Origin of the sequence: Cohnella sp. 56 (assembly GCF_037963805.1) — a bacterium.
Lineage (GTDB): Bacteria > Bacillota > Bacilli > Paenibacillales > Paenibacillaceae > Cohnella.
Map to the genome: position 1 here is coordinate 170,261 of NZ_JAZDQE010000011.1, position 21,470 is coordinate 191,730.

18 protein-coding genes are annotated in these 21,470 nt (G+C 63.1%); all 18 read right to left on the minus strand.

Going from position 1 to position 21,470, the window contains the following annotated elements; genetic code table 11:
- Positions 1 to 18: 18 nt before the first annotated feature.
- On the minus strand, positions 19 to 1,074 hold the full coding sequence (locus VQ071_RS19210) for a polysaccharide deacetylase family protein (protein ID WP_340515770.1): 1,056 nt from the start codon (positions 1,072 to 1,074) through the stop codon (positions 19 to 21).
- A 149-nt stretch (positions 1,075 to 1,223) separates the two neighbouring features.
- On the minus strand, positions 1,224 to 3,308 hold the full coding sequence (gene pnp, locus VQ071_RS19215; RefSeq protein WP_445293311.1) for a polyribonucleotide nucleotidyltransferase: 2,085 nt from the start codon (positions 3,306 to 3,308) through the stop codon (positions 1,224 to 1,226).
- Positions 3,309 to 3,496: 188 nt separating this feature from the next.
- Positions 3,497 to 3,766, minus strand: a complete 270-nt coding sequence (gene rpsO / locus VQ071_RS19220; RefSeq protein ID WP_090115765.1) for a 30S ribosomal protein S15 — start codon at positions 3,764 to 3,766, stop codon at positions 3,497 to 3,499.
- 160 nt (positions 3,767 to 3,926) lie between these two features.
- A complete protein-coding gene (locus VQ071_RS19225) occupies positions 3,927 to 4,901 on the minus strand; it encodes a bifunctional riboflavin kinase/FAD synthetase (protein WP_340515771.1) in 975 nt (324 codons plus the stop codon).
- Positions 4,902 to 4,958: 57 nt separating this feature from the next.
- Positions 4,959 to 5,891, minus strand: a complete 933-nt coding sequence (gene truB / locus VQ071_RS19230; RefSeq protein ID WP_340515772.1) for a tRNA pseudouridine(55) synthase TruB — start codon at positions 5,889 to 5,891, stop codon at positions 4,959 to 4,961.
- The gene (locus VQ071_RS19235; protein ID WP_340515773.1) at positions 5,869 to 6,873 is read right to left on the minus strand and encodes a DHH family phosphoesterase; all 1,005 of its coding nucleotides are present in this window, start codon (positions 6,871 to 6,873) and stop codon (positions 5,869 to 5,871) included. The genes truB and VQ071_RS19235 overlap by 23 nt, the downstream gene beginning before the upstream one ends.
- Complete coding sequence (gene rbfA, locus VQ071_RS19240) at positions 6,870 to 7,226, minus strand: 30S ribosome-binding factor RbfA (protein ID WP_340515774.1); 357 nt, start codon at positions 7,224 to 7,226, stop codon at positions 6,870 to 6,872. The genes VQ071_RS19235 and rbfA overlap by 4 nt, the downstream gene beginning before the upstream one ends.
- Before the next feature lie 33 nt (positions 7,227 to 7,259).
- Entirely contained in the window at positions 7,260 to 10,283 is a 3,024-nt protein-coding gene (infB, locus tag VQ071_RS19245; RefSeq protein ID WP_340515775.1) for a translation initiation factor IF-2, read from the minus strand.
- Entirely contained in the window at positions 10,276 to 10,608 is a 333-nt protein-coding gene (locus VQ071_RS19250) for a L7Ae/L30e/S12e/Gadd45 family ribosomal protein (RefSeq protein WP_340515776.1), read from the minus strand. The genes infB and VQ071_RS19250 overlap by 8 nt, the downstream gene beginning before the upstream one ends.
- A complete protein-coding gene (rnpM, locus tag VQ071_RS19255) occupies positions 10,595 to 10,912 on the minus strand; it encodes an RNase P modulator RnpM (RefSeq protein ID WP_340515777.1) in 318 nt (105 codons plus the stop codon). The genes VQ071_RS19250 and rnpM overlap by 14 nt, the downstream gene beginning before the upstream one ends.
- A 48-nt stretch (positions 10,913 to 10,960) precedes the next feature.
- Complete coding sequence (gene nusA / locus VQ071_RS19260; RefSeq protein ID WP_340515779.1) at positions 10,961 to 12,058, minus strand: transcription termination factor NusA; 1,098 nt, start codon at positions 12,056 to 12,058, stop codon at positions 10,961 to 10,963.
- 26 nt (positions 12,059 to 12,084) lie between these two features.
- Entirely contained in the window at positions 12,085 to 12,546 is a 462-nt protein-coding gene (rimP, locus tag VQ071_RS19265) for a ribosome maturation factor RimP (protein WP_340515780.1), read from the minus strand.
- Between the two features lie 120 nt (positions 12,547 to 12,666).
- Positions 12,667 to 13,107 carry a hypothetical protein gene (locus VQ071_RS19270; protein ID WP_340515781.1) on the minus strand — a complete coding sequence of 147 codons (441 nt, stop codon included), beginning with the start codon at positions 13,105 to 13,107 and terminating at the stop codon, positions 12,667 to 12,669.
- Positions 13,108 to 13,271: 164 nt separating this feature from the next.
- Complete coding sequence (locus tag VQ071_RS19275) at positions 13,272 to 17,588, minus strand: PolC-type DNA polymerase III (protein WP_340515782.1); 4,317 nt, start codon at positions 17,586 to 17,588, stop codon at positions 13,272 to 13,274.
- Positions 17,589 to 17,735: 147 nt separating this feature from the next.
- Entirely contained in the window at positions 17,736 to 18,662 is a 927-nt protein-coding gene (locus tag VQ071_RS19280; protein ID WP_340515783.1) for a gfo/Idh/MocA family oxidoreductase, read from the minus strand.
- Positions 18,659 to 19,888 (minus strand): M20 metallopeptidase family protein, encoded by a 1,230-nt coding sequence (locus VQ071_RS19285; RefSeq protein WP_340515784.1) that lies wholly within the window; start codon positions 19,886 to 19,888, stop codon positions 18,659 to 18,661. The genes VQ071_RS19280 and VQ071_RS19285 overlap by 4 nt, the downstream gene beginning before the upstream one ends.
- On the minus strand, positions 19,885 to 20,772 hold the full coding sequence (gene sdaAA / locus VQ071_RS19290; protein ID WP_340515785.1) for an L-serine ammonia-lyase, iron-sulfur-dependent, subunit alpha: 888 nt from the start codon (positions 20,770 to 20,772) through the stop codon (positions 19,885 to 19,887). Before sdaAA ends, VQ071_RS19285 begins: the two co-directional genes overlap by 4 nt.
- On the minus strand, positions 20,773 to 21,453 hold the full coding sequence (gene sdaAB, locus VQ071_RS19295) for an L-serine ammonia-lyase, iron-sulfur-dependent subunit beta (protein WP_340515786.1): 681 nt from the start codon (positions 21,451 to 21,453) through the stop codon (positions 20,773 to 20,775).
- Between the last annotated feature and the right edge of the window lie 17 nt (positions 21,454 to 21,470).

Below are 21,470 nucleotides of genomic sequence, written 5' to 3' on the forward strand. Positions count from 1 at the left end.
CAAACGGATACCGCGGCCTCAGCCGTTCTTTTCATTCCGCTCCAGTCTGGCCGGCGACAGCGTCTCCGCAACGGTTCCGGGCACGAGTCCCTTGGCCTTGATCGCCCGGATGATGCCTGCAAGCGCCTGCTCGGTCGTATCCGTCGGGTGCATCAGGATCAAGCTGCCCGGCGCCACGTTCGCGCTGATCTTCGCGACGACCGCGGATGCGGGCGGATGCTTCCAATCGACGGTGTCGAGCGTCCACAGCACGGTCGTCAGGCCCAGTCCGGCCGCGATCCGGACCGTGCGCGCATCGTAGTCCCCCGACGGCGGCGCGAACAGCCGATTGTCGACGCCGAGCGACTTTTTCAGAAGCGCTTGCGTCTTGGACATTTCCTGCAGCTGGTCGGCATCGCCGATGCGACTCATGTTTTTGTGGGAATATGCATGATTCGACAGCTCATGGCCGCGCCGCTTGATCTCGAGCGCCATTTCTTTATTTTTCCCGAGCCAGCTGCCGTCCAGGAAAAAGGTCGCCTTCGTTCCCGTCTTGTCCAGCGTATCTAATATTGAAGGCAAATATTCGTTGCCCCAGGCGACATTGATCATGAGGCCGACGGAAGGCTTGGCGGCATTGCCCCGATACACCGGCAGAGGCGGCAAATCCCGCAGGCCGATCTTCGGCGCAGTCTCCCTGTATACCCAAGGGACCATATCGGGCGCAGCCGACGCGGCCTCCGCCGTCAACCCTGCCTCCTTCGCCTTCGCGAATGTCGCCTGCAGGTCGACCTCCCTGCCGTTGTAGCCCGGAATCGCCTTCCATACGCGATCGTTGACCGCGTTCAGGGGCGCTTCGGCGCGCTTGGCCGCTTGCTTCGTCAGCCAGTCCAGCAGCGTCCGATCCGCAGCGTCAGCGGGCTCGCCGCCTAGCCGCGCCTCTCCCCAGGCATCCGATTCCGCATATGCCGCTCCCGCTCCGACGGACTTGGTCGCCTCGACATACGCGTGAAGCGGACCGTATCTCCCCGCCGCCAGCAGCAGCGCGAGCACGACAAGCATGACCGCAGGCGGCCATCGCGATTTGCTCTTCATCGTCTTAACGCTCCTATCCGGGCGCGCGTCCCCATTGCTTGTCTTCATCGTATGCAATTGGAAGAGATATTATTTCGCGGAAAAATAAAAAAAGAGACTGAAAAATCCGGTCTCTTTTGCTTGAAGCCTATGCGGTTGCAGTCAAACAGTTATTGGCTCGACACTTGCTCTGACGTGAGCAGCGCCTTGCGGGACAGATTGACGCGTCCCATATTGTCGATCTCGGTAACCTTGACCATGATCTTGTCGCCGATGCTGACGGCGTCCTCGACCTTGGCTACGCGCTCGGTCGACAGCTGCGAGATGTGCACCAGGCCGTCTTTGCCCGGCAGAATCTCGACGAACGCGCCGAACTTCTCGATGCGCTTGACCGTGCCCAGATACGTCTCGCCGACGATGACCTCGCGGACGATGCCCTCGATGATCGAGCGCGCCTTGTCGTTGGCAGCCGCGTCCGAGGAGGCGATATATACCGTGCCGTCCTGCTCGATATCGATCTTGACGCCGGTCTCTTCGATGATCTTGTTGATGATCTTGCCGCCGGAGCCGATGACGTCGCGGATCTTGTCCGGGTTGATGTGCATCGTGATGATCTTCGGCGCGTACTTGCTCAGTTCCTTGCGCGGCTCGGACATGACTTCCGTCATCTTGCCGAGGATGAACATGCGGCCTTCCTTGGCTTGCTCGAGCGACTGGGTCAGGATCGAACGATCGATACCGTCGATCTTGATGTCCATCTGAATGGCCGTGACGCCCTTCGCCGTGCCCGCCACCTTGAAGTCCATATCGCCGAGATGGTCTTCCATCCCTTGGATGTCGGTCAGGATCGTGAAGTGGTCGCCGTCCTTGATGAGACCCATCGCCACGCCTGCTACCGGCGCCTTGATCGGGACGCCCGCATCCATCATCGCCAGCGTGCTGGCGCAGATGCTCGCCTGGGACGTCGAGCCGTTGGACTCGAGCACCTCGGATACGAGACGGATCGTGTACGGGAATTCGGCTTCGGACGGGATAACCTTCAGCAGTGCGCGCTCGCCCAGCGCGCCGTGGCCGATCTCGCGGCGTCCCGGCGCACGGAGCGGACGGGCTTCGCCGACGGAGAACGGCGGGAAGTTGTAGTGGTGCATGAAGCGCTTGGACTCCTCGAGGCCGATGCCGTCGAGAATCTGGACTTCGCCGAGCGGGCCGAGCGTACAGATGCTGAGCGCCTGCGTCTGACCGCGCGTGAACAGGCCGGAGCCGTGCGTGCGGGGCAGCAGCGAGACGTCGCCGGAGATCGGACGGATCTCCTCGGGCTTGCGGCCGTCCGGTCGGACCTTGTCGTGCGTGATGAGGCGGCGCACTTCGTTCTTGACGATGTCGTACAGCACTTCCTTGACGTCGCCGAGCTTGCCCGGCTCATCCGCATATACGGTCGTGAAGTGTTCGACCGTCTCTGCGTTGATGGCGTCGATCGCTTCCTGGCGCGCATGCTTCTCCTCGATGCGGACGGCTTCGACGAGGCGTGCCTGCGCGAACGCTTGAACGTCGCTCTCGACGGACGCGTCTACCGCGTGCAGCTTGACCTCCATCTTCGGCTGGCCGGCTGCGGCCACGAGCTGGTCGATCGTGTCGACGATCTTCTTGATCTCGTCGTGACCGAACATGATCGCTTCGAGCACGTCGGCTTCAGGCACTTCGTCGGCTTCGGCTTCGACCATCATGATCGCATCGCGCGTACCCGCGACGACGACATGCATGTCGCTCTTCTCTTCCTCGGCGACCGTCGGGTTGATGATGAACTTGCCGTCCACGCGGCCGACGATGACGCCGCCGATCGGACCGTCGAACGGAACGTTCGAGATGGCGAGCGCCGCGGACGTGCCGATCATCGCCGCGATCTCGGGCGGACAATCCTGGTCCACGCTCATGACGAGGCTGACGATCTGCACGTCGTTGCGGAAGCCCTCGGGGAACAGCGGGCGGATCGGACGGTCGGTCAGGCGGGAAGCCAGAATCGCCTTCTCGCTCGGACGGCCCTCCCGCTTGATGAAGCCGCCCGGAATCTTGCCGACGGCGTACAGCTTTTCCTCATAGTTAACCGTGAGCGGGAAAAAATCAAGGTCCTTCGGTCCGGACGATGCCGTGACAGTGGACAGTACGACCGTGTCTCCGTAGCGGACGACAACGGCTCCGTTCGCCTGCTTGGCGAGCCGTCCCGTCTCCAGGGAGAACGGACGGCCGCCGAGCGACATCTCTACTTGGTGTACCAGTGCAATCCCTCCTCTAAATTAGACATATGTAAATTCGACATACGTTCTATTATTTCCTGCCGAACGAGAATTAGGCATGTCCGACATTGTCCAGCCTTTGAAAAAAGCAACCCGCCGCCTTGGGGTGAACACCCGAATGGCTAAGCAGGTTGCTTGTGTCGCGGGGCGAATTAACGACGCAGACCGAGCTTCTCGATCAGCGCGCTGTAACGCTTGACGTCCTTGTTCTTCAGGTATGCCAGCAGCTTGCGGCGCTGACCGACCATCTTGAGCAGACCGCGGCGCGAGTGGTGGTCTTTCTTGTGCGACCTGAAGTGGGTCGTCAGGTTGTTGATGTTCTCCGTCAGGATAGCGATCTGGACCTCCGGGGAGCCGGTGTCCGAAGCATGCGTCTTGTGCAGCTCGATCAGTTCCTGCTTGCGTTCTTGTGTCAATGCCATCCTAATCACCTCCGAATTCGTCATATTCTAATCGCCTGTGGCCGAGCTGTCGCCGGTGAGAGCGTCCGGCCAAGCCAAGGTTCAATGTCGTCGGCAGAGCCGCAACGTACAACAGTATAGCACAAGCCTATGATGATAGCAATTAAAGCTTGCGAGACCGTCAGATCAAGCCGAGTTCGCGCAGCTCGGCCCGGGCACGGTCCGCATCCTTCGCTATCTGGGCTTTCAGCTCGTCGATCGAGCCGAACTTCGTCTCCGGCCGCAGGAAGCGGTGGAAACGCACGGTCAGCACATGCCCGTACAGATCTCCCTCGAAATCGAACAGATTCGTCTCGAGCCGGGGAGCGCCGCCCGGCGCGTCGAACGTCGGGCGGACGCCGACATTGATCACGCCGCCGTATACATGCGTCTCATCGCTTGCATCCGTCACGGTCACCGCATATACGCCGTGCCGCGGGATCACATAGGGCACGGACGGCTTCATGTTGGCCGTCGGAAATCCGAGCAGCCGACCGCGCGCGTCGCCGTGGACGATCTCGCCCGAAACGGCGTACGGGCGACCGAGCAGCACGGATGCCGCCTCGCAATTCCCCTCTGCGAGCTGCGCACGGATGCGGGTGCTGCTGACCTTGGCGCCGTCCTCGAACACAGGCTCTACGACACGCACCTCGATGCCCCCGTCGCTATGGCGGCGCAGTGCGTCCGCGTCGCCCTGCCCGCGGTGTCCGAACCTGAAGTCGAAGCCGACGACGGCGGTTTGGACGCCGAGCGGCAGCAGCAGACGCTGCACGAAGCTCTCCGCCGACACCTCGGCGAAGCCCGCGTCGAAGGCGACGACGAGCGCCAGCTCGATACCGAGCGACTTGAACAAGGCGAGCTTGTCCGCAAGCGGCGTCAGCACCGTCTCGAAGCCGTCCTTGCCCAGCACGCTGCGCGGATGCGGACTGAACGTCAGCACGGCCGGCGTGCAGCCGTGCGCCCTCGCCGCCTCCACCGCCTGCCGGATGACCTCGGCATGTCCCAGGTGGACGCCGTCGAAAAACCCGATCGCCAAGGCGACGCGGTCCCTCCGCGCTCCGGCAGGCAGCCCGCCATCCTGCTGCAGCATTGTATGTGTCAAATCATAACGTTCCACACTGCCGTCCTCCCGCATCTCGGACTGCCGCCGGTCCGTGGGTCGCACGGACGCCGGCTATTCCTCCGGATGAAATACTTTGACAGCCTTGAGCCGTCGATACGGCAAGTCCGCCTCGAACAAACCGAGAAATGCGCCGTCTTCCCGGTACAGCCGCCACAGACCGGCCTCTGCCGGCACAGGATCGAGCCCCTCGAACGGGACCGGCTTGCCCTGCCGCGCATTTGCCGCCGCCTGCGGTCCGCCGGTCGTGCCGGGAAAAGGCACGAGCCGGTCGGCCTCGATCATCCTGCCTGCAAGGCCGCCGCTCTCGCGCAGGCTCGCGATCTCCTCCAGGGTCAGACTGTCGTCGCCCGCAAGACCCGCGCTCTCCGTGCGCTTCAGAACGGCCATCGCGGCAGGCACGCCGAGCCGACGGCCGATGTCGACGCACAGCGTGCGGATATAAGTGCCCTTGGAGCAGCGCACGGAGAAGGATACCTCGGGCTGCGGGACGCCGGTCCGCACGTCGCCGATCACGATCTCGTGGATTGTGACCGGCCTGGCGGGACGCTCTACCGTCACGCCCTCCCGGGCCAGCTCGTAGAGCCGCTTGCCGTCGACCTTCAAGGCCGACACCATCGGCGGCACCTGCATGATGTCGCCGACGAACGACAGCACGGCCTCCCGGATGCCGGCTTCGGTCAGATGGCCCGCATCGGCCGTCTCCAGTACTTCGCCCGTGAGGTCCTCGGTGTCGGTGGAGACGCCGAAGCGAAGCGTCGCCTCGTAGGTCTTGGGCAGCTCCTGCAGATACTCTACCAGACGCGTCGCCCGCCCTACGCAGATCGGCAGCACGCCGGTCACCGCGGGATCGAGCGTGCCGGTATGGCCGATGCGCTTCACGCCGAGAATGCGCCGGGCTTTGGCGACGACGTCATGCGAAGTCCAGCCTGCGGGCTTCCACACCGCCAGTACGCCTTCGAGACTATGCACCATAGGTTGCGTCATGAGCTTCAAGCGCCTTTCCGACCGCCTCGGTCACCTGCTCGACCGCCTGCTCGAGCGTCTCCCCTACCCTGCAGCCGGCGGCGCGGATGTGGCCGCCCCCTCCGAACTGCTGGGATACGGCGGCGACGTCGATCTTGCCCGCCGAACGCAGGCTGACCTTGACGGAAGCCTCACCGTTCTGCTTGAACAAGATGCCGACTTCTACGCCTTCGACATTGCGCGGATAGTTTACGATGCCCTCGAGGTCTTCGTTTCTGGCGCCCGTCTCCGTCATATCCTCGGGCGTGACCCAGAGCCAGGCAATCCGCTTGTCCGCGCTGAAGGTGAGCCGGGAGAGCGCCCGCTGCAGTACGAGCATCTGAGCCAGCGTCATGCGCTCGAGCAGCAGCTCGGCCAGCATCGGACCGTCAACGCCCAGCTCGATCAGGCGGGAGGCGATCGACAGTACCTTGGGACTCGTGCTGCTGTAGCGGAAGCCGCCGGTATCGGTCAGCATGCCGGTGTAGATCGCGGTCGCTGCATCGATATCCAGCGATACGCCCGCGCGTTCGATCAGATCGAACAAAATCTCGGCAGTCGCCGCCGCGTTCGGCCGAAGCACATTGACGAGCCCGAACCCGTTGTTGGTCGGATGATGGTCGATATTCAGCAGCTCGAAGCCATCCTCGAACCGGTCCTTCGCATTGCCGACCCGGCTGAAGTCTGCGCAGTCGACCGCGATGACATGACGATAGGCGCGCCCGGCACTGCCGGACGCGTTCGTCATGATCTGATCTGCTCCCCATAAATAAGCCAGTCGCTCAGGGATGGGACCTTCGTTGTATAGCGTAAAGCGCTTGCCCAGCTTGCCCAGCAGCCAGGCGATCGCCACCGTCGAGCTGATGGCGTCGCCGTCGGGCTGGACATGCGAGACGACCAGGAAGTCGTCCCGCTCCTTGATAAAGCGGACGGCGTCGTCGAGCTGCGCGTTCAGGGAGATCATGAAGAGTGTGTTCCCTTGTTGATCTCCTGCAGCAGCGCCTCGATCTTGCTGCCATAGGCGATCGAACTGTCGAACCTGAACTCGATCTCCGGCGTATGGCGCAGGCGCATGCGGCTGCCGAGCTCCGACCTCAGGAAGCCCTTGGCCCGGGCCAGCGCGTGCAGCGTCGCTTCCTTTTGCTCGTCGCTGCCCAAAATGCTGAGGTATACGCGAGCCTGGGACAGGTCGCCCGTCACGTCGACGCCGGTCACTGTAATGAAGCCGATGCGCGGGTCCTTCAGCTCGGTCTGAATGAGCGCGCTGATCTCTTTTTTGATCTGTTCGCCGACACGGCCGACACGGAATTTAGCCACTGTCCATCCCCTCTTCTCTGCTTGATGCGTCGATTAGCGCTCGACCGTTTCCATGATGAACGCTTCGAGAACGTCGCCGATCTGAAGGTCATTGAACTTGTCGAGCGTAATGCCGCATTCATAGCCTTCCGATACTTCCTTGGCGTCATCCTTGAACCGCTTGAGGGAATCGATCTTGCCCTCGAAGGCGACGACGCCTCCGCGCACGAGGCGCACTTCGGCGTTGCGGGCGACCTTGCCGTCCGTGACCATACAGCCGGCGATCGTGCCGACCTTGCTGACCTTGAACGTCTCGCGGACTTCGGCATGGCCGATGACCTTCTCCTTGAATACCGGATCGAGCATGCCCTTCATCGCCTGTTCGATCTCCTCGATCACCTTGTAGATGATGCGGTGGAGACGCAGGTCGACCTTCTCCTGCTCCGCGGCCTGCGCTGCGCGCGGTTCCGGACGTACGTTGAAGCCGATGACGATCGCGGCCGACGCGAGCGCCAGCGACACGTCGGACTCGGTGATCGCGCCGACGCCGCTGTGGATCGTCTTGACGCGTACGCCTTCGACCTCGATCTTCTCGAGCGAGCCCTTGAGCGCTTCGAGCGAGCCTTGGACGTCCGCCTTCAGGATGACGTTGAGATCCTTGATCTCGCCTTCCTTGATCTTGCTGAACAGATCCTCGAGCGTGACCTTCTGGTTGGAGCGCATCGATTCCTGACGCGTCTTGATCGAGCGCTTGTCGGCGATCTCGCGCGCCTTGCGCTCGTCCTCGAATACCATGAACGGATCGCCGGCCTGCGGCACCTCGGTCAGACCCGTGATCTCGACCGGCGTAGACGGACCGGCTTCCTTGACACGGCGTCCGCGGTCGTTGGTCATCGCGCGGATCCGTCCGAAGCAGTCGCCCGCCACGAACGCGTCGCCGACCTTCAGCGTGCCGTTCTGAACGAGAATACGGGCGATCGGGCCCTTGCCCTTGTCGAGCTCGGCTTCGATGACCGTGCCGCGCGCACGCTTGTCGGGATTGGCCTTGTAGTCGTTGACTTCGGATACGAGCAGGATCATCTCGAGCAACCCGTCAAGGTTCAGGCGCTGCTTGGCGGACAGTTCGACGAAGATCGTATCGCCGCCCCATGCCTCCTGGACGAGACCGTATTCGGTCAGCTCCTGCTTGACCTTGTCAGGGTTCGCGCCCGGCTTGTCGATCTTGTTGACCGCGACGATAATCGGCACGTTCGCAGCCTTGGCGTGATTGATCGCTTCGACCGTCTGCGGCATGACGCCGTCGTCGGCCGCGACGACCAGAATCGTAATATCGGTCACCTGTGCGCCGCGCGCACGCATCGTCGTGAACGCTTCGTGGCCCGGCGTATCCAGGAACGTAATTTTTTTGCCGTGCACTTCGACCTGGTAAGCACCGATGTGCTGAGTGATGCCGCCGGCTTCGCCGCTGGCGACCTGCGTCTCGCGGATCGCGTCGAGCAGCGTCGTCTTGCCGTGGTCGACGTGGCCCATGATCGTGACGACCGCAGGACGGGTGATCAGATCGGCCTCTTCGTCTTTCTCCTCGATCGTCTCGAAGTTCGTGTCTTCGACCGCGATCTTGACTTCGACCTCGACGCCGAACTCGCCGGCGATGAGCAGGATCGTGTCCATATCGAGATCCTGGTTGATCGTCGCCATGACGCCCATCATGAACAGCTTCTTGATGACCTCGGAAGCGTCCTTGTGCAGCAACTTCGCCAGATCCCCGACCGTCATCTCGCCGCGGACGATAATTTTCTTCGGCGTGTTGTCGATCTTCTCGCGCGGAGGCAGGTTGCGGCCCTTGGCGTTTTTGCCGCCTTTGCCCTTACGCGGGCCGCCGCGTCCGGTCTCCTCGAAGCGACGGTTAAAGTCGTTGTCCTTGCGCTTCGCGCCGCCGTCGCGGTTGAAGCCGCCGCCGCGGTTGTCTCCCCCGCGGTTGTCGCTGCGCTGTCCGCCCGGACGGCTGCCGAAGCCGCCGCCCTGGCCGCTGCGTCCAGCCGCTGCCGCCGGAGCCGGTGCCGGGCCTCTGCCCGCGCCGCCGCCGAAGCCGCCGCCGCCCGCAGGACGGTTGCCTTGATATCCGCCGCCGCCTTGGCCGCCGGCAGGACGGTTGCCCTGGTACCCGCCGCCGCCTTGACCGCCGGCAGGACGGTTGCCCTGATACCCGCCGCCGCCTTGGCCGCCGGCAGGACGGTTGCCTTGGTACCCGCCGCCGCCTTGACCGCCGGACGGACGATTGCCCTGGTACCCGCCGCCGCCTTGACCGCCGGCAGGACGATTGCCTTGATACCCGCCGCCGCCTTGACCGCCGGCAGGACGGTTGCCTTGGTATCCGCTGCCGCCTTGACCGCCGGACGGACGATTGCCCTGGTACCCGCCGCCGCCTTGACCGCCGGACGGACGATTGCCCTGGTACCCGCCACCGCCTTGACCGCCGCCTTGACGATTGCCTTGGTACCCGCCGCCGCCTTGGCCGCCGCCCTGACGATTGCCTTGGTAGCCGCCGCCGCCCTGGCCGCCGCCTTGACGGTTGCCTTGGTAGCCGCCGCCTTGGCCGCCGCCCTGCGGACGATCCGCAGCGGGCGCAGCCGGAGTTCCGCCGCTCGGCGCGCTAGGCTGTGCCGGAGCTGCAGCTTGCGGAGCGGGAGCCGATGCTTGCGGCGCCGCTGCCGGAGCCGGGGCAGGCGCGGCCTGTGTCGGCTGCGCCGGACGCGAAGCGACCGAAGCCGTGTCCTCGGACCGGCGGCTCGGCTGCTGTTGGCCGCCGCCTTGACGGTTCTGGCCGCCCTGGTCGCCGGCCGGGCGATTGCCCGCAGGCTTGTTCTGCGCCATCTTGGCCGCGGCGTTCGCCTTGACGTCGCGGAAGAACTTCTCCACGGAAGCGACCATGCCGTCTTCCATGACGCTCATATGGTTATTGACCGGCTTGCCTACCCGCTCCAGAATCTTCTGCACTTCTTTGCTGCTCATATTCAGCTGCTTGGCGTATTCGTACACCCGCAGCTTATCTTTGTTATCCGATTGTTTATTACTCAATATTCTCCACCTCCGAATGTTGAACGAAGCCTTCGCGGATCAGATCGGCGAAGCCTTGGTCCGTGACGGCGAACAGCACGCGCTCGGGCTTGCCGACGGCGCCGCCCAGCTCATAGCGGGAATATCCTACGAGCAGCTCTACGCCATAGGTTGCGCATTTGTCCGCCACTTTCTTGCGTGTATTGTCGGAAGCGTCCCCGGCGATCACCACCAGCTTCGCATCGCCGGCGCGAATGCTCTTGAGCACCGTCTCGTCTCCCGAGACGAGCTTGCCGGCACGCATGGCGAGCCCGAGCCGCGACAGCGTCTTGTTAGTTGTCGTCATCGTCTGTCACCAGCTCCTTCGCGGCGATGAATTCGCCTTCCAGCTTCAGGAACTCTTCCTCCAGCCGATCGTACACCTCGGGCGGCACAGGGGCCTTCAACGCCCGCTCGAGCGCCTTCGTTTTTTTTGCCAGCTTAAAGTACGACAGCTTGCCGCACAGATACGCTCCCCGGCCGGGCTTTTTGCCCGTCAGATCGAGCGAGATCTCTCCTTGCGGCGAGCGGACGATGCGGATGAGCTCCTTTTTCGGCATCATCTCCTGGCTGGCAATACACTTGCGCTGCGGTATTTTTCTCGGTCTCAAGGTATCGCCTCCCGTAGGGACCGTCTCTCTTAATTTACCCTTATATCGTCAGTCGATCGACACGCTGTCCTGATGCATCGCGTCGCCTTCGGTCCGCGGACGGCCGTATTCCTGCTCCGCCTGCGTCTCGCTCTTGATGTCGATCTTCCAGCCGGTCAGCTTGGCCGCGAGACGGGCGTTCTGGCCCTTGATGCCGATCGCCAGCGACAGCTGATAATCGGGCACGATGACGCGCGCCATCTTCTCCGCCTCGAACACGATGACCTCGAGCACCTTGGAAGGGCTGAGCGCGTTGGCGACATACTCCTCCACCGAATCGGACCAGCGGACGATGTCGATCTTCTCGCCCCTCAGCTCGCTCACGATCGTCTGGACGCGCACGCCCTTCTGGCCGACGCAGGAGCCGATCGGATCGACTTCGTCCGTGCGCGAATGGACCGCGATCTTGGAGCGGAAGCCCGCTTCGCGCGCAACCGAGCGAATCTCGACCGTACCGTCGAAAATCTCCGGCACCTCGAGCTCGAACAGTCGCTTGAGCAGCCCCGGATGCGTACGAGACAGGATGATCTGCGGGCCCTTGCTCGAATTCTCGACCTTCGTGATATACGACTTGACGCGATCGCCCTGCTTGAACTTGTCCGTCGGCATCAGCTCGGTGAGCGGCAGCGCCGCCTCGACCTTGCCCAGATCGACGTACAGATTGCGCATGTCGATGCGCTGGATGATCCCGGTCACGATATCCTGTTCCTTGTCCACGTAGGCATGATAGATCAGCCCCCGCTCGGCTTCGCGGATGCGCTGCGTCACGACCTGCTTGGCCGTCTGGGCCGCGATGCGGCCGAAGTCGCGCGGCGTCACTTCGATCTCTGCGATATCCTCGATCTGATAATGCGGATTGATGGAGCGTGCGGCTTCGACGGAGATCTCCAGGCGAGGATCAAGCACCTCGTCCACGACCGTCTTGCGGGCGTACACCTTGATCAGTCCGGTATTGCGGTTGATGTCGACGCGTACGTTCTGCGCCGTATTGAAATTGCGTTTATAGCTGGAGATAAGTGCCGCTTCAATGGCCTCGATGAGGACATCCTTGGCGATGCCCTTGTCGCGCTCGATCTCGCCCAGGGCCTCAATAAACTCCATGCTCATAGCTCTTCCTCTCCCCCTCTCATTATTTAGAAGACAATGGCCAGCCTTGCGGAAGCCACTTTATCGTAAGGAATGTCGTGGCGGCGGCGACCGACCGTCACGCTCAGCACGCGGCCGTCGAAGCCGTCCAGGCTTCCCTCGAATTCCTTCATGCCGTCTACCGGCTCGTAAGTGGTCACGAATACATGTTTGCCGACAGCAGAAGCGACGTCCTCCGGCTTCTTCAGGGGACGTTCGGCGCCCGGGGAGCTGACTTCGAGGAAGTAAGCTTCGGGAATCGGGTCGGCTTCGTCAAGCTTCCCGCTTAAATATTCGGACACACGGCCGCAGTCGTCGATATCGATGCCGCCCGCCTTGTCCACGAATACGCGCAAGAAGTAATTGCTGCCTTCCTTGACGTATTCCACGTCCACCAGCTCGAAGCCGTTCTCCTCCACGAAGGGGGCGACCAACTGCTCGACCGTGGATTTGATCTTTGACACGCTCAAATGACCAGACCTCCCGATTGCTTCAAATGGATATCTGCAGATTCGCACATGCAAAAGTGCCTATGCAAAACTTAAAGAGTGGGTTTCCCCACTCTTCTGCAGACAGTGATATCCACATGATTACCAGAAATAATATACCATAATCGCAAGCATGCGTGCAATAAGGTTTGAAAATGGGCGCTTTTGCAGCGGCGTAGCGGCCCCAGCCTGATCGTCCCGGCAGCCGCCTGCTTGCGGCCAAAAAGACGCTGCGGCATTCTTATTTTGAGCGCGGGCACGCTTTTCCGGCAAATAAGATGCTGCCACATCCTTATTCCGGGCATCAGCGCGCTTTTCCGGCAAATAAGACGCTGCCACATCCTTATTCCGGGCATCAGCACGCTTTTCCGGCAAATAAGACGCTGCCACATCCTTATCGCGAACACAAGCGCGCTTTTCCGCCCAATAAGACGCTGCGGCATCCTTATTCCGGGCATCAGCACACTTTTCCGGCAAATAAGACGCTGCCACATCCTTATTCCGCGCATCAGCACACTTTTCCGGCAAATAAGACGCTGCCACATCCTTATTCCGGGCATCAGCACGCTTTTCCGGCCAATAAGACGCTGCAGCACCCTTATTCCGGGCATCAGCACGCTTTTCCGCCCAATAAGACGCTGCGGCATCCTTATCGCGAACACAAGCGCGCTTTTCCAGCTAACAAGTCCTGCTGCAATCGGGAGCGCCTAGAACAGCGCCAGCTGATTCGACTCCGGCAGACCGCGGAAGCAGCCCATCGTCGTCAGCAGCTCGATGATCGTCTTGGTCGCCTTGGAGCGCTGCTGGAAGTCCTCGATGGACAGGAAGTCCCCGTCCTCCCTCGAGGCCGCAATGTTGCGCGCCGCATTCTCGCCGATACCGGCGACCGCCGAGAACGGCGGGATGAGCGCGTCTCCGTCCACGATGAAGCGCGTCGCATCCGAGCGGTACAGATCGAGCGGCTTGACCTTGAACCCTCTCGCGGTCATCTCCAGCCCCATCTCGAGAATCGGAATCATGTTCTTTTCCTTCGGCAGCGCCTGGAAGCCCTTGGCCTCGATCTCGGTCATCCCCTTGAGGATCGCATCGTAGCCTTGGCAGAACAGCTCGACGTCGAAGTCGGCCGCCCGAACCGAGAAGTAAGTCGCATAATAATGAATCGGATAATACAGCTTGAAGAAGGCGGTACGCACGGCCGAGATGACATAGGCGGCGGCATGCGCCTTCGGGAACATGTACTCGATCCTAAGGCAGGAGTCGATATACCATTGCGGCACGCCGCAGCGCTTCATCTCCTCGATCCACTCGGGCGTGAGTCCCTTGCCCTTACGCACGCTTTCCGTAATTTTAAACGCGAGCGACGCGTCCATGCCGGCTTTGTAGATGAGGAACAGCATGATGTCGTCCCGGCAACCGATAACGGTTTTGATCGTGCAGGTGCCGTTTTTGATGAGCTCCTGTGCGTTGCCGAGCCATACGCCCGTACCGTGCGACAATCCCGAGATCTGCAGCAGGTCGGCGAACGACGACGGCTTCGTCTCTTCGAGCATCTGGCGGACGAAGCGCGTGCCCATCTCCGGCACCCCGAACGTGGCGACCTGCGACTTGATCTGGTGCGGCCGGATGCCGAGCGCCTCGACCGAGTTGAACAGGCTCATGACCTTCGGGTCGTTCATCGGGATCGTCGTCGGATCGACGCCGGTCAGGTCCTGGAGCATCCGCATCATCGTCGGATCGTCGTGCCCCAGAATATCGAGCTTCAGCAGGTTGGCGTCGAAGGCGTGATAGTCGAAGTGCGTCGTCTTCCACTCCGCGCTCGTATCGTCCGCCGGGTATTGGACCGGCGTGATGTCCTCGACCTCCATATAATCCGGCACGACGACGATGCCGCCCGGATGCTGGCCGGTGCTCCGCTTGACGCCGGTGACGCCCAGGGCGAGCCGGTTCAGCTCGGCGCCGCGCCAGCTTTTGCCGTGCTCCTCCTGGTACTTCCTGGCGAAGCCGAAGCCCGTCTTCTCCGCGACCGTACCGATCGTGCCCGCTCTGTACACGCCCTTCTCCCCGAACATTTCCTTCGTGAAGTTGTGCGCGTGCGGCTGGTATTCGCCGGAAAAGTTAAGGTCGATATCGGGCACCTTGTCCCCCTTGAAGCCGAGGAACGTCTCGAACGGGATGTCCTGCCCGTCGCCGCGCATCGTCCCGCCGCACTTCGAACAAGGCTTGTCCGGCAGGTCGAATCCGCTCGGCACGCTGCCGTCGAGGAACCATTCCTGATGCTTGCAGCTGCGGTCGCGGCACAAATAATGCGCGGGCAGCGGATTAACCTCGGAGATGCCGAGGAACATCGCGACGACGGAGGAGCCGACCGAGCCCCGCGAGCCGACGAGATAGCCGTCCCGGTTGGACTTTTTGACGAGCCGCTCCGAGATCAGGTAGTTGGCCGAAAAGCCGTACTTGATGATCGGGACGAGCTCCTTCTCGAGCCGGGCGACGACGACCTCCGGCAGCTCCTCGCCGTACAGCTCGCGCGCGGTGGCGTAGCATGTATTGCGGATCTCCTCGTCCGCGCCTTCGATGTTCGGCGTGAACAGCTCGTCGGGGAACAGCTTGATCTCCTCAAAGCGCTCGGCGAGTGCGTTCGTATTGGTCACGACGACTTCCTGCGCCTTGTCCTTGCCCAGGAAGGAGAACGCGTCGAGCATCTCGCCCGTCGTACGGAAATGCGCGTCCGGCTTGCGCTGGTCCTTGAGCGGACTGAAGCCCGTGATGCCGTGAATCGCGATATCCCGGTACAGCTTGTCCCGCGGCTCGAGATAGTGCACGTTGCCGGTCGCGACGACCGGCTTGCCGAGCCGCTCGCCGATGGCGACGACCTTGCGCAGGCTCTGCTCGAGCTCCGCGCGGCTGCCGACGAGCCCTTTGTCGACCAGGTGCATGTAAAAGTCGATCGGCTGGACTTCGAGCACGTCGTAGAAGCGCGCGATCTCCGTCGCCTCTTCCTCGGACTTGTTCAGCACCGTCTCAAAAAATTCGCCCTTCTCGCAGCCGGACATGACCAGCAGGCCTTCGCGCAGCTCGATCAGCTTGGAGCGCGGGATGCAGGCGACGCGGTGGAAATAGTCGGTGTGCGACAGCGAGATCAGCTTGTACAGGTTTTTTTTGCCCGACTGATTGAGCATGTAAATCGTGCAGTGGAAAGGACGCGTCGTCTTCCAGCTGTTCTCGTTCACCTCGTTGAGACGCTTCATCTGCGTGATGCCGCGGGATTGCGCGTCCTTGAGCAGTCCTTCGAGCACGCCGGCCAGGGCGATCGTATCGTCGATGGCGCGGTGATGGTTCTCGAGGCTGACCTTGTACAGGTTGGCGAGCGTGTTCAGCCGGTGGTTCTTCATCGTCGGATGCAAATACCGCGCCAGCTCGAGCGTGTCGAGCACCGGATTCGGCACCTCGGGCATGCCGAGCTGCTTGCAGTTGTGCTGGATGAAGCCGATATCGAATCGCGCATTGTGCGCCACGAGCACGGCATCGCCGACGAAGTCGATGAACTCTCTCAGCTTCGGCTCGAGCTCGGGCGCCCCGGCCACCATCTCGTCCGTAATGCTGGTGAGCTGCTGAATGTTGTAGGGAATCGGCTCATGCGGGTCGATGAAGGTCGAGAACCGGTCGATCTCCCGCCCCCCGGTTACCTTGACCCCCGCGAGCTCGATGATCTTGTTGGCCGTGACGGACAGACCGGTCGTCTCGATGTCGAATACGACGAACGTCTCGTCCGCGAGCGCCGTATCGCGCGCGTTCAGCACGATGTCGACCGCATCGTTCACGACGTTGGCCTCGACGCCGTAGATCATTTTGATGCCGTTTTTTTTCGCAGCCTTCGCGGCTTCGGGAAAACACTGCACATTCGCGTGATCGGTGACCGCGATCGCCTTGTGTCCCCACTTGGCGGCCGTCTTGATATAGGCGTCGACCGGCGCGATCGCATCCATCGTACTCATCGCCGTATGCAGGTGGAACTCGACGCGCTTCTCGGTCGCATCGTCCTTGCGCGGCTTCGGCCCGCCCACCTCCTTGAGATCGCTCGGCATCATGACGAGCTCGGGCGGATTGAGGAAGCGGTCGTACTCGACGCGTCCGCGCAGCTTGACCCACTTGCCGTTGGCAAGCAGGTTCAGCATCTTGACGTCTTCCTTCGTCTTGCCGAACATCTTGACGGTGAGCGAGTCCGTATAGTCGGTCACATGGAACTGGTACAACGTATTGCCGTTGCGCAGCTCCTTGACTTCCAGCCCGAATACCGTGCCCTGAACCGTCGCCTTCTTTTCTTCTTCCTGGATATTCTGGATGGGAACGGCGTCGTCCTTGATCTCATAGCCGTACTGGAGCGACTGCGGCGCCTCGCCGCCGTCGTCCGTCTCGGGCTCGGCCTCCGGCATGCTCTCCATCAGCTTGCGCACATGCAGCCGCTCCTCCTCGAGCTGCCGCTGCATGAATGTCTCGACGGCCTCCTGATGCGACTCGCCGACCGCCAGCTTGATCCTGCAGACTCGCCCGAACCGCTCTTCGAAAAACTTGACCGCATAAGTGTCGACCGTCTTCTTGCGTGCGAGTTCGAGACTCATCTCGTTCAGCATGTACAGCGTCAGCAGCTCGCCGTCGGCCTCGGGACGGGCTTTGCTGAGCCAGCCGTTGACCGATGCGAACTCGCTCTGCATCCATTCGACGAACGACGGCCAATAATGCAGCAGTAGCTCATTCGTGGCGACGGTCTCGCCATAGCGGAGGCACATCTCGATCGTCGCCAGATGACCGAGCTTGTCCCGGACGCGCGCATGGAAGCCGGCGTACACCGGCGGCGGCAGCAGCGTTTCCTTTATAAAATGAAACCGCCAGCTGCGCCTTGTCTTGCTGACCTCGACTCTCTCTATGTAACCGTCGCGAAAATGGGCGTCGATCCAATCGCCCGGAATCTCCGCTTGCGCCAACAGCAGTTCGAACCGTTTTCTCTGATCGGGCTTCGGCAGCATATGTGGAGCATTCATCCCTTTCAACAACAAAAGCCCCCGACCATCTGCCGCTAATGCCGTGCGTCTGCGGCTTGGAAATGGTCGGAAAGCTCTCTGTTCTCATTCTTGTTCTATTATTCTACCTGAACTGTCAGACGGCAGCAATAGTCAAAGAACGACATTCAGGGGGACGGATACCTGTCCGCTGCTCAAGCTGAGCTCCGCCGCCTCCAAAAAACGAATGGCCGCGCGGGTCTCCCCGGCTGGCACCGGGGCGATGCCCGTCGCAAAAAAAGAAGCGATGTCCGCAACGAGCCTTGCGTAGGAAATGGTCATGTCGGGTTCGATCGCGATGGCGTGACGGTTCCCTTCGGCGGTGGAACAAGCCGCCTCAAAGCGATAGTCGCCGGAGCAGTCGCAATAGGCGGTGCCGACGCGGCCGCCCGTCCACTGGCCGATGAGCAGGTCGTGATCCCCGCGCCGCTCGGCCCGCACGGACTCGCATTCGCTGCCGAGCAGCTCGAACAGCATCTCCGCCAGATGGATGCCGTACCAGTAATAGATCGACTGCGTCGGCTCGACCTGCAGGGGCCCGCGCACGTCGGCGCGCGCGATCCGCTCGCGCGCCGGCAGCGGACCTGAAGCCGCCCCGCGCCTTCCGATCGCGTAGCGCAGCGCAGAGGCGCTGAAGATGGGCGTGCGGTGCAGCTCGGCGGCGCCGATGAGAGCGGCCGCGTCGCGTTCGCCCAGCGCGAGCGGCTTGTCGATGAAGACGGGCTTGCCGTAGGGCGCGATCCGCTCGAACAGCCGGACGCGCTCGCGGCCGTCGATGGACAGCAGCATGAGCGCGTCGCACGAGGCGGCCACCTGCTCCGGCGAGTCCAGCCTGGCGACGCCGCGTTCGGCCTCAAGCCGGCCCATGATGGCGTCGACACGCGAAGCGCTGAGCGGAAAATCCGGCGATCCGCCCGGCCAGGCCGCAGTTACGCGGAACCCGGGGACGTGAAGCCGGTGCTCCGGATCGTTGAGCAGCTCCGTGAACACAGTCGCATGGGAGGAATCGGTACCGATCAAGCCGATGGTGCGGATTGTCATGGGGATATGCCTCCTTCGCCCGCTGCTTGCGGCTCGTGCAGCGGGCCCTCCTCAAGCCTGCTCGCCGCGATGCCCGCGAGCAGAGCCGCGCCGAGCGGCAGGCAGGCTTCGTTCAGCTCGTAGCGGGGATGATGCAGGCCGAACGCATGCTCGGCGTCGCGCTCCGGGCCCGAGCCGAGCCAGAAGAAGCAGCCGGGCACATGCTTCAAATATTCGGAAAAGTCCTCTCCGGCCAGCGTCGGCGCGGCCGTCAGCCTGCGGTCGGCTCCCGCCACGGCGTCGATCGCCTCTCCGACCCGGCGGGCCGCCTCCGCATCGTTGACCAGCACCGCCGTCTGCCGGATATACGTCACGCTCGCCCGGCAGCGATAGCCTTCGGCGATCCGCGTCACGACGCGCTCGATACGGCCTGACAGCTCGCGCCGGACTTCCGGATCGAACGCGCGGACGGTGCCGGTCATCGTGCAGGCCGACGGGATGACGTTGTTCGCCTCGCCCGCGCGAATGCTGCCGATCGTCACGACGACCGGGTCGAACGGCGACGTCTCCCTGGATACGAGGCTCTGCAAGGACAGGACGATCGCCGAGGCGCAGACGATCGGGTCGATGCCCTGATCGGGAATGGCGCCGTGCGCCCCCTTGCCTTCGACTGCAATCTCGATGCGGTCGACCGACCCCATGAGCGGCCCCGGACGTACGGAGGTCAATCCCGCGGACAGCGTCGGCAGGTTGTGCAGCCCGTAAATCTCGTCGACGCCGTCCAGGACGCCGGCCTCGATCATCGCCTTGGCGCCCTCGTTGATCTCCTCCGCCGACTGGAATACGAGCCGGACCGTGCCCTTCAGCTTCGCCCGCTCCTCCGTCAGCAGCTCGGCCGCACCGAGCAGCATCGCCGTGTGGGCGTCGTGTCCGCAGGCATGCATCGCGCCGGGACGCTCCGAGGCGAAGGGCAAGCCGGTCTCCTCCGCGATCGGCAGCGCGTCCATATCGGCGCGCAGCGCGACGACCGGTCCTGCGGGATCGCCGACGATGTCGGCCACGACGCCGTGCCCGCCGACGCCGGTGCGGCAAGACAGGCCCAGCCCGGTCAGCCGCTCAGCGACGATCCGCGCCGTCTCGCGCTCCTCGAAGCTCAACTCCGGGAACCGGTGCAGCCTCCTGCGGACGGAGACGAGTCGCTCGGACAGCGCCTCCGCCCGCGCGAGCCATGCGCCGCCCCCGCTCATGACCGCCCGCCTTTCTTGCGCAGGTCGCTTAAGATAGCTTTGCCGGTCGGCGTCTGGGCGAGGCCGCCTTTGGCCGTCTCCCGGTGCGCCTCCGGCATCGCCGCTCCGATGTCCTTCATGACGCCGATGACTTCGTCGGACGGAATGACGCTGCGGACGCCCGCCAGCGCCATATCGGCCGCCGCCAGCGCAGTGACCGCACCGAAGCCGTTGCGGACGATGCACGGAATCTCGACGAGTCCGCCGACGGGATCGCAGATGAGGCCGAGCGAGTTTTTGAGCGCGAGCCCGACCGCATGCACGGCCTGCTCGGGCGTGCCGCCGCGCAGCTCGGTCAGCGCGCCTGCAGCCATGCCGACCGCCGAGCCGACCTCGGCCTGGCAGCCGCCCTCCGCGCCGGAGATGAACGACTGGTTGGCGATGACGTAGCCGATCGCGCCGGCCGCGAACAAGCCCTCGACCATCCGCTCGTCGGACCAGCCGAACCGCTCCTGGGCGCTCACGAACACGCCGGGGATAATGCCGCAGGAGCCCGCCGTCGGCGTCGCGATGATGCGCCCCATCGAGGCGTTGACCTCGGACACGGCCAGCGCATAGGCGAGCGCCGCGCTAGCTTCGCCGCCGAGTGAAGGCGCGCCGTCCGCCCGATACTGCATGACGCGCTTGGCATCGCCGCCCGTCAGTCCGCTGCGCGACTTCGTGTCCTCCGTCGTGCCCCTGCGGACGGCTTCCTTCATGACTTGATAGTAATCCGCCATTTGGCCGAATACCTCTTGCTCGCTTTTGTCCGACTCCCGCACCTGCTCCTCGATCATATAACGCCCGATCGTCTTGGCGCCCTCCCGGCATTGCGCCGACAGCTGCGCCAGTGTGGCGAATCTCATCTATACCCGCTCCTCTCCGTTCAGATCGACGAGACGGATCCGGTCCACCTGCTGGAGCGCCTCAAGCTCGCGCCTCACCTCGGGCGGCACCGCCTGATCCATCTCCATCACCGTCAGCGCCCGTCCGCTCCGGCTCTGGCGGTCCACCTCCATCGCCCGTATGTTGAGCCCGGCCCGGCCGACGATCACGCTCATCGCGGCCACCGTGCCCGCCATATCCCGATGATCGATGAGCAGCGTCGGGCAGTCCGCTCCGAATCTAACGTCGAACCCGTCGATGCCGACGATCTCGACATTGCCGCCGCCGATCGAGCAGCCGATCAGCGACGCCTCCCGGTCCTGCCTGCGCAGCTGAAACCGCACCGTATTGGGATGGCCGCCGGGCCGCAGCTCCGTGCCGAACCTAAGCTGCATGCCGGATGCCTCGGCGAGGGCGATCGCATCCCGTATCCGTTCGTCGTCGGGCGCGCAGCCGAGCAGCCCGGCCGTCACGGCCAGATCGGTCCCGTGCCCGAGGTACGTCTCCGCGAACGAGCCGGAGAATATAACGTCCGCCTCGTCCGGCTGTCCGCCAAGCGTCTGCCGCGCGGCCAGCCCGAGCCGGGCGGCGCCCGCCGTATGCGAGCTGGAGGGGCCGATCATGCTGGGACCCATGATGGAAAACACATCTTTAAAGCGCAATCCCGACCCTCTCCTTC